This window comes from Psychrobacter sp. (assembly GCF_041554015.1).
In the GTDB taxonomy this organism is placed as follows: Bacteria; Pseudomonadota; Gammaproteobacteria; order Pseudomonadales; family Moraxellaceae; genus Psychrobacter.
In genome coordinates this window covers 1-8,661 of record NZ_JBFFMS010000057.1, presented here as the reverse complement: position 1 = coordinate 8,661, position 8,661 = coordinate 1, and the positions used below count along the sequence as shown (strand labels likewise).

Below are 8,661 nucleotides of genomic sequence, written 5' to 3'. Positions count from 1 at the left end.
GTGCTAATAAGTGACGCCGAATAGTGGCGTCCCCAGGGGGATTCGAACCCCCGTTACCGCCGTGAAAGGGCGGTGTCCTAGGCCTCTAGACGATGGGGACGCATAGAGTGTTATAACCAGTGGTTACAACGGTACTTCACAATATCAGAGTGCTTATCTATGAATAGAGCAAGCATTGCCTAGGTGCTGATATCATCCTACTAGCGAGTATTTATTAAATGTCAGTAAACTGAGCGTTGCAATAAATAGTATGGTGGAGCTAAACGGAGTCGAACCGTTGACCCCTTGCATGCCATGCAAGTGCTCTACCAACTGAGCTATAGCCCCTCGCTAAGAGTGTGCGTATTTTATGTAAGACCGGCAGTCTTGTCAACTACTATTTTAAGAATAATGCAGAAATATGCGAAAAAAAGTAATTAAAGCTATTTTAGCTACTAAATAAGCTCAAATTAACGTGGATTTTGCTTAATGGCAATCTCTTTTAGGGCTTTATCGGTAAAGAATTCTTCTTCCGTACAGTTAGAGCTGCTATCAGAGAAAATAATGGCACAGCACTCTGTGGGGATATATTGACCCCCTTTTTCTCGGACAGTACTTATGCCCTTAAAACCAACAATGTCAGAATTGCTTAACTTGTCCAGATTATGCTTGGTGTAATGACAGTAGGTGCTATATATCCATTTTAAATCTTCAAAGTCTTGACCGGTTGTCAGGGTAAGATCAGCGTCGTATAGTTCTTTTACGATGGCATCATAATGATTTTGCGCTTCTTTAAGGGTATTAAAGACATAATCTTTGCTTTCGATGGTGACGGTTTTAGCGGCCATGTTTATTTCCAATGAAGGTGTTGAATTTTATATGCTGAGATTAACGTAAAAAGGAGTCAGTTCAGCCTGACCCCTTTTTGTTATTTATTAATAGTTTTTTCAATTAGAAATTGAAAAAACTATTAAGCTGCCAAACTATTTATCAGCTAGGAAGTCTGGCAACTCTGCTGCTTGTTTCTCAAGTTTCTTCAGCTTCTTTTTACCGAGGCCACCCAGTACATCAACCGCATGGCGCAAGCGCGTCAGCGTCATATCAGCGCCGATAATTGCCATAGAGTTCATGACCGGCGTCGAGGAGGTGCTACCAGCGATAGCGATGAAGAACGGCGCCATAAAGTCGCGCATTTTAATATCAAGGTGAGCGGCAAGACCTTTTAGGGTGGCGTAGATATTTTCTTCTGACCAAGTTGGTAAGACTTCTAGCTGCCATAATGACAGTTGTAGCATCTCGGTAATTTGCTCAGGCGTGAGCGATTTATGAGTAAAGCTTTCAGCGGTGATATTCGGTAGGTTTTGGAAATAAAAGCCGCCCCAATTAACGGCATCAGACAATAATTCAATACGTGGCTGAATAGCAGCGGCGATAGCGGTTAATTTATCACTGTTACTTGCCCACTCGAGGATTTTATTTTTTAGCTCTTCTGGGGTGAGGGCACGTAACCACTCGCTATTTACCCAATTGAGCTTTTCGATATCGAAAATAGGACCGCCAAGCGATACGCGCTGAATATCAAAACTGGCAATCATTTCCTCTAAGGTAAATTTCTCCGCTTCGTCAGGCATAGAGTAGCCCATACGACCAAGATAGTTTAGCAGCGCTTCAGGTAACACGCCGGCATCACGATAATAGGTAATCGAGGTTGGGTTTTTACGTTTAGACAGCTTTGATTTGTCAGGGTTACGCAGCAATGGCATATGACAAAGAACCGGCATCTCCCAACCAAAATACTTATAAAGTAGCTGATGTTTCGGCGCAGAGTTGAGCCACTCTTCGCCGCGCAATACATGGCTGATGTCCATCAAGTGGTCATCGACAACGTTAGCTAGATGATAAGTTGGCATGCCGTCGGTTTTTAGCAGCACTTGCATATCGACTTGCGTCCAAGGAATCTCAACCGTGCCGCGTAGCATATCTTGTACCTGACAAACGCCTTCGGTTGGCACACGCATACGAATGACGTTTGGTTTGCCCTCGCTTAGCAATTGCGCAGTTTTCTCTGGCGCTAAATGGGCACAGCGACCGTCGTAACGCGGCGTTTCACCATTGGCCATTTGCTCAGCTCGCATGGCATCGAGCTCTTCACTGCTACAAAAGCAGCGAAACGCATGGTCTTTTTCTATCAGCATTTCGGCGTGCTTTTTATAAATGTCGCTACGCTCGCTCTGACGATAAGGGGCATGTGGACCGCCGATATCTGGACCTTCCGCCCAGTCAAGACCGACCCAGCGCAGCGCATCCAAAATCATTTGCTCTGATTGTTCGGTTGAGCGCGTTTGGTCGGTGTCTTCGATACGTAAAATAAATTCGCCGCCGTGGGCTTTGGCAAAAGCTAAATTAAACAGTGCAATATAAGCGGTGCCGACATGCGGGAAGCCAGTAGGTGAAGGCGCAATACGGGTACGGACAGGACGTGTACTGCTAGTAGAAGTTGATGGTTGCATCATAAAAATCTCAGAATGTGGTGGTTGATGAATGGGACAGTCAAAAGTAGTAGTGAAAAGTGAAAATATGGACGAAAGAATGGCAGTCAAGGTTGAAAAATAGCGTAAAATATAGCGCTAGTATAACAGAGAGATGGGATATTTTTAACGAAATGCCCGTCTAGCGCTTGACTAGCCGTGTATCCTTGCGATAATAATGTTAGACAAGTCATAACTTGTTTATTTTCATCTGATTTTTTACTATTACTGGTCAATTTGACCATCATCTATTGAGTTGTTTGTGTCCATATCGAATACTAAGCCAAAAAATACGCCAAATGCTAATCCAAATCTTTCTGGTACGGATGATACTGTGTCTGATAATCAACTTGAGCAAGAGTCTGTAACACCTAAAGCAACCTCTGATAAATTGAGCTTTGTTCATGATGCGGTACTACTGCAAGAAACGGTCGCCGCGGTGCTCGGCGTTAAATCACTACCTAAAACAGATGACAACCAAAACAGCTTACAAATGAGCGGTATCTATGTTGATGCAACTTTTGGGCGCGGTGGGCATAGCCGCCTGCTATTAAGCCAGCTTGCCGCTGATGCAACCTTGATTGTTTTTGATAAAGACCCGACAGCCATTAGCGTTGCGCAAGAATTAGCAAAATCTGATAGCCGCGTCAAAGTGGTGCATGATAGCTTTGCGACCTTGACCGACAGTTTAGCGGCGATGGGTATCATACAAGTTGATGGCTTAATGGCGGATTTGGGTATCTCATCGCCACAGATTGATGATGGCAGTCGTGGTTTTAGTTTTATGCGCGATGGTGCGGTCGATATGCGCATGGACACCAGTCGTGGACAGTCGGTTGCCGAGTGGCTTGAGACAGTTGATGATGAAACCTTAGCCAATGTGCTATATGAGTTTGGCGAAGAGCGTCATAGCCGCCGTATCGCCCGTGCGATCAAGCAGATGGACAGTTATGACTCTACTTTGGCATTGGCTGAGGTCATCAAGGTCGCCCATCCAAAATGGCAAAAAGGCAAGCATCCAGCGACGCAAAGCTTTCAGGCGATGCGCATTTTTATCAATAATGAGCTTGGCGATGTCGATGACTTTTTAGAACAAAGCATTCCGATTTTAAAGTCGGGCGGTCAGCTGGCAGTGATTAGTTTTCACTCGTTAGAAGATCGCCGTATCAAGCAGTTTTTGCAGCGTCATAGTAAAGGTCAGTATCCAGAGGATGAGAATTTGCCGATGCCGCCCAATCGTCCGCGTTATTTTAGTAAGCCTAAACGCGTGGGTCCTAGTAAGGCTGAGACCAGTCACAATCCGCGCGCGCGTAGTGCGTGGTTACGCATGGCGACTCGTACTGAGACCGATTATCTACCAGATAATGAGCCATAAACAATTATTTCGCATGATGTGGCTTAAATATGACTGAATGTTTTAATGATTACGCGGCTGTTAAAAAGCTGTAAACATTATCTGCTAGGCTCAGCAGTTACTTTTTTGTTTGATATTGTTTTTATTGATGGTGCTGATGCCTTATAAGGGTTTTATAACTCGTAAATGGTTATCGCTTTTTATATGTTAAGTTCACTTTTTTGAGATCGTCATGGCAATAGCTGACAAACCTACAAACCGCCGCGCCGCAACGCCTTCAAATACTGATGTTGGCGATTTATTTGTGCGTAAATTTAATGTATTGAGTATTTATGTGGCCATATTAGTACTATTGGCGGCTGGTATTGTATGGAGTGGCATCAAAACGGCTGAAGGTGTTCAGCAGTATCATCAGGATTATAAAACTTTGCAAGACATGAAAAAACAAGAGCGAAAATTACAAGTTGAACACCAGCGTCTGCTTATTGAACAGCAGACTTTTAGTGCGACGCCGCAGATTGCCAGTCGTGCAGTTGCTGAATTGGGTATGTTTTCACCAACTCTCAAAGACAAAATGATTATCCAGCCAGGTGTTGCGACCGTACAGGTGCCAGTCATTGAGGCTGACTCAGCTGAGGAGACAGCTGACGTTATCGAACCACGGGCTTCTACGGACTTATCACCTGACGCTCCGATCGCCAATGCCGATGCCACGGCAGTGGAGGCGGGACAATGAGTGACAAAAAGCCTAATGCTAATAGTAGTAAAACAACTGCAAAAAACGCCAGCAAAAAGCCTGTCAGTGGTAAGGTCACTAAACCCTTACGCCCAGCTAGTGCGGCGAAATCTGGGCAAGCGAGCAGTAAGGCTGATAATAAATCAAGCGATGGTCAAAAGCCCAAGCTATTTGGTCGCTTAAAAAAGAATGAAGAGCAGGGTGCTTATACCAGTGTCAAAAACCTAAAAAGCAAAAGAGCATTTTTGGGTAAGGCCTCGGGTGCTTCCTCGCGCGGCGGTGTTGAGCAGGATAAAAACCGTTTTCGTCTGATCTGGGGTATAGCCCTGCTTATTTTAGTGGCACTTATCGGTCGTGCTTACTATATTCAAGTGCTCAATACTCAATTTTACCAAGATAAAGGTAATGAGCTCATCACCAGTGTGCGCACACAAAAATCCTATCGCGGTATGATTACGGATCGCAACAATCTGCCATTGGCGGTTAGTGCACCACTCGCGACCGTGTCTTTTAGCCCGCATGACTATGCCCGTGAATACTACGAGCTTAAGCGTATTATTATCACCAATCCTGATAGTCCAAAGCTTATCGCGCGTATGCAAAAGCGTTTGGATAATATGGATTTGACGACGCTTGCCGCTGCTGCCAATATCTCTGTCGATGAGCTAAAAAGAGTCACGGCTATCGACCCTACTATCGATGTAACGGATGAAGAAGCGGTCAAAGCGGCACTGCCATCGGGTGCAGGCTCGCATTATTTGCCCTTATTAAATAAAGTCACGCCAGAGATTGCAGAAAGTGTCAGCTCACTTGATTTCCCCGGTGTGAATGAGAAAAACTTTTTTCAGCGCTATTATCCACAGCCGCAGCCCAACTCGCAGCTGCTAGGTTTTATGGGACAAAATGCCAATGATCCTGAGGGCGGTTATGAAGGGCGCGCTGGTATAGAACGTCAGTATGAGAAAGAGCTGGCGGGCGATGATGGTAAGGTTTTGGTGCTAAAAGACGCCAAGCAAAACAGTCTCAAAGAAATCAAACAAGTTGAGCCAGAAGTACCGGGCAAAGATGTGACTTTGACGATTGATTCGCGCTTGCAGTATTTGCTTTATAAAGAGCTTGAGAAAGCAGGGCGCTTACAAAAAGCACGTTGGTCAACAGGTATGGTGGTCGATGTGCAAACCGGTGAGGTGCTGGCGCTATCGACGTGGCCATCATTTAACTCAAACAATCTCAATGAGATGACGGGTGAAAATCAGCGTAACCGTGCGCTGCTTGATGTCTTTGAACCGGGTTCAGTCATGAAGCCATTCACCGTTGCAGCGGCTTTAGATTCAGGGAAATACACTGCTACTACGTTGATCGATACCAATCCTGGTTCTATCCGTGTCCGTGGTTATACGATTCGTGATCATAACAATCTGGGGCGGATCACAATGGCAACGTTGCTACAGAAATCTAGTAACGTCGCCTCGACCAAAATTGCATTGTCTCTACCGGCTGACGGCATTACCAATATGCAAAGACAGTTTGGCTTTGGCACCAAAACACCGCTGCAATTCCCAGGAGAAGGCAGTGGGCTTGTGGTGACGCCAGAAGAAAAAGAAACCTCACGACGGGCAACCATCAGTTATGGCTATGGTATACAGGTGACATTGGCGCAGGTAGCACAAGCGTATTCAGCGCTGGCGGCAGGCGGGGTGATGCATCCGTTAACATTGACTAAGAATGACAAGGCGCTGCCAAGCAAACGTATTATGGCGCACGAACAGGCAATGGCCATCGTACAAATGATGGAGAGTGTCACAGAGGACGGTGGTACGGCTAAAGGGGCTGCTATCGATGGCTATCGGGTTGCTGGTAAAACAGGGACGTCGCGCCGTATCAATCCAAAGGGCGGTTATTATACCGATCAGTATCGTAACGTCTTTGCTGGTATGGCTCCAGCATCGAATCCACGGCTCGTCGGTGTCATGCTGATTGAAGACCCACGTGGTCAGATTTATGCTGGTTTAACCGTCGCACCGGTTTTTCATAACGTCATGAAAGAGGCGCTGCGTTTGTATAATGTGCCGTTAGATAAACCATTAAAAACAGTCGCTCAGTAGCCATAAAAGCAACTTTTTAATACCCAGCTCTTAACTATTTGATGTGTTTTAACCATTTAGGATTTGCCAATGACTTTGTCACTCTCGTCACCAAACAGTGCCCCAATCACCTTGCAACAGCTGATGGAATCTAATAGCAATCATAGGTGTAGAGCAGGTATAGAGCAGGTATTGCAACAACCATTGACTCAGACGGCAGTGATTGGGGCAGATTCAAAATCAGCAAACTCGGTTGCCAATATTTTATTTCAGCAGTTTCGTTTAGACAGTCGTGAACTAAAGCCGAACGATGTGTTTGTGTTATTAAAAAGCCATCAACCAGACTGTCAAAAAAGTCGTGACTACCTCTATCAAGCCGCTGAAAATGCGGCTTTTATCCTATCAGAAATAGATCCTATAGCCTTGCTTAGTGGCTCTGATATATCAAATCATGCAGATATCACCTCACCAAATGTAAGTATGTCTGAAGCCCAGCAGCAGTTAGCAGCATTGCCTTGCCCCGTTTTATACGTACCCAATATACGTGATTTTTTAGGGACAATTATTCAAGCTCGCTTGCAATATCAGCAGCCTGTGACCTTGCCAACGGTGGTCGCGGTGACGGGCACCAATGGCAAAACCACCATCAGTCAATTGGTGGCGCAGCTGACGCAGCTGACAGGCATGAGCAGCGCGGTAATGGGTACGGCAGGGAATGGTCGGCTTGGTGCTTTGGTGCAAGCCAGCCATACCACCGGCGATGCCTTAGCAGTACAGCAATTTTTATATCAAATGGGTACAGAGAATGCTGAATTATTGGCACTAGAAGCCAGCTCACATGGTCTCGATCAGCAGCGTTTACAAGGGATGCCCGTGTCGGTGGCGATTTATACCAATCTTAGCCGTGACCACTTAGATTATCATGCCGATATGGCAGAGTATGCCGCGGCAAAAGCTCGGCTGTTTGATAAAGCACATTTTCCAGATTTGACTCACGCCATTATCAATATCGATGATGAATATGCTCAGATTATGCTCGACACCGCCCATGCCAGCGCTTTGACGGTCTGGACCTATAGCTTAGACTCAGCAAAATCTGCGACCTTTGTTGCCGCTGATATCAAGCCAAGCTTACAAGGTGTTGAGATTACGCTACGCACTGATTTTGCCTGTACTGATAATGCTGATTTCGAAAACAAAGAAACCGATAGCATTACTATTATCAGCCCGTTACTTGGGCGCTTTAATGTTGCCAATTTGCTTGCCGCTATGGCAGCTGCTACCGCTTTAGGAATTAGCCTTGAGCATATTGGCGCAGTTGTGCCGCAGCTACAAGGTGCGGCTGGACGTATGCAGCGGGTACCTTCTAATGAGGGCTGTTTTATCGTTGATTATGCGCATACGCCAGATGCGTTAAGCCAAGTGCTTGCCAGCCTAAAGACCCATTGTCAGGGTCAGCTATGGGCAGTGTTTGGTTGTGGCGGTGACCGGGATGCGGGCAAACGTCCTTTAATGGCGCAAGCGGGATTGGCGGGCGCCGATAAAGTCGTATTAACGGCAGACAATCCACGCACCGAAGACCCCAATGCGATTTTGCAAGATATGCAAGTGGGCATGACGAGCGAGCAATATCAGCGTACTCATATCGAACCTGCGCGCCAAGCTGCGATTGAGTACGCAGTCAGTCAAGCTGCGGCTGATGATATCGTCGTTATCGCGGGCAAGGGGCATGAGACCTATCAAGAAATTAACCATGTTCGTTATGATTTTGACGACCGTGTTATTTTGCAAAATGCTTTAAAGCAAGCAGGGCGCGTATAGCCTTTATAGATAAATAATTACGCCTGCGCCTCATTTTTTATACTTTTTAAACAACATACATTCTCAAATATCAAAGATAAGTAGTCATCATATATAAGGTAATCATTATGACAGCCGACAACGATAACAGCATTCAGTCGCAAGGGCTGTATGTTTGGC

6 protein-coding genes and 2 tRNA genes are annotated in these 8,661 nt (G+C 45.8%); 4 read left to right on the top strand and 4 right to left on the bottom strand.

Going from position 1 to position 8,661, the window contains the following annotated elements:
- Nucleotides 1–24 precede the first annotated feature (24 nt).
- From ABYU67_RS11290 to gltX, 4 genes are all read right to left on the bottom strand, one after another.
- Nucleotides 25–100 (bottom strand) — tRNA-Glu (locus ABYU67_RS11290).
- 151 nt (nucleotides 101–251) lie between these two features.
- Nucleotides 252–327: transfer RNA gene (locus tag ABYU67_RS11285), tRNA-Ala, on the bottom strand.
- Between the two features lie 122 nt (nucleotides 328–449).
- On the bottom strand, nucleotides 450–827 hold the full coding sequence (locus tag ABYU67_RS11280; protein ID WP_372845250.1) for a hypothetical protein: 378 nt from the start codon (nucleotides 825–827) through the stop codon (nucleotides 450–452).
- Nucleotides 828–962: 135 nt separating this feature from the next.
- Nucleotides 963–2,492: a glutamate--tRNA ligase gene (gene gltX, locus ABYU67_RS11275; RefSeq protein WP_372845248.1), complete on the bottom strand. Its 1,530-nt coding sequence runs from the start codon at nucleotides 2,490–2,492 to the stop codon at nucleotides 963–965.
- A gap of 349 nt (nucleotides 2,493–2,841) precedes the next feature.
- On the opposite strand from gltX, the gene rsmH reads away from it, so the two are divergent.
- From rsmH to ABYU67_RS11255, 4 genes are all read left to right on the top strand, one after another.
- Complete coding sequence (gene rsmH / locus ABYU67_RS11270; RefSeq protein ID WP_372845252.1) at nucleotides 2,842–3,882, top strand: 16S rRNA (cytosine(1402)-N(4))-methyltransferase RsmH; 1,041 nt, start codon at nucleotides 2,842–2,844, stop codon at nucleotides 3,880–3,882.
- Nucleotides 3,883–4,093: 211 nt separating this feature from the next.
- Complete coding sequence (locus tag ABYU67_RS11265) at nucleotides 4,094–4,597, top strand: cell division protein FtsL (RefSeq protein ID WP_372845246.1); 504 nt, start codon at nucleotides 4,094–4,096, stop codon at nucleotides 4,595–4,597.
- Complete coding sequence (locus ABYU67_RS11260; RefSeq protein WP_372845244.1) at nucleotides 4,594–6,702, top strand: peptidoglycan D,D-transpeptidase FtsI family protein; 2,109 nt, start codon at nucleotides 4,594–4,596, stop codon at nucleotides 6,700–6,702. The genes ABYU67_RS11265 and ABYU67_RS11260 overlap by 4 nt, the downstream gene beginning before the upstream one ends.
- Nucleotides 6,703–6,771: 69 nt before the next feature.
- On the top strand, nucleotides 6,772–8,502 hold the full coding sequence (locus ABYU67_RS11255) for a UDP-N-acetylmuramoyl-L-alanyl-D-glutamate--2,6-diaminopimelate ligase (RefSeq protein WP_372845242.1): 1,731 nt from the start codon (nucleotides 6,772–6,774) through the stop codon (nucleotides 8,500–8,502).
- The last annotated feature ends 159 nt before the right edge of the window (nucleotides 8,503–8,661 follow it).